Genomic DNA, 551 nt, shown 5'->3' on the forward strand with positions numbered 1-551 from the left:
TCCACCGTCACCTGCACCACCAACGGCAACCCCGCCCCCGACTCCCCCAACGCCCGCCGCGCCCCGATCACCGCCGCCTTCGTCTGCAACAGATCCTGCGACGTCTCCACCAACAACGCATCCGCACCCCCCTCGATCAACCCCCACGCGTTCTCCCGATACGCATCCCGCAACACCGCGAACCCCACATGCCCCAACGACGGCAGCTTCGTCCCCGGCCCCATCGACCCCAGCACCCACCGCACCCGCCCATCACCCGCGGTGAACTCATCAGCCACCCCCCGCGCCACCACCGCACCCGCCCGCGACAACTCCCGCACCCGCCCCGCGATCCCGTACTCCCCCAACGCCGCATGATTCGCACCGAACGTATTGGTCTCCACACAATCCACACCCACCGCGAAATACTCCCGGTGCACCCCCGCCACAATGTCCGGACGCGTCACATTCAGCACCTCGTTACAACCCTCAAGCTGCTCGAAGTCCTCCAACGACGGATCCCGCTCCTGCAACATCGTGCCCATACCACCATCAGCCACCACCACCCGCGA

General features: G+C 67.0%; 1 protein-coding gene. It reads right to left on the minus strand.

Going from position 1 to position 551, the window contains the following annotated elements; translation table 11 throughout:
• Nucleotides 1–551 (minus strand): homocysteine S-methyltransferase family protein (locus tag ABD299_RS24735; protein ID WP_344266967.1); only part of this gene is annotated, 551 nt, incomplete at both ends.

The sequence above is a fragment of the Streptomyces sodiiphilus genome, from assembly GCF_039529215.1.
Lineage (GTDB): Bacteria > Actinomycetota > Actinomycetes > Streptomycetales > Streptomycetaceae > Streptomyces > Streptomyces sodiiphilus.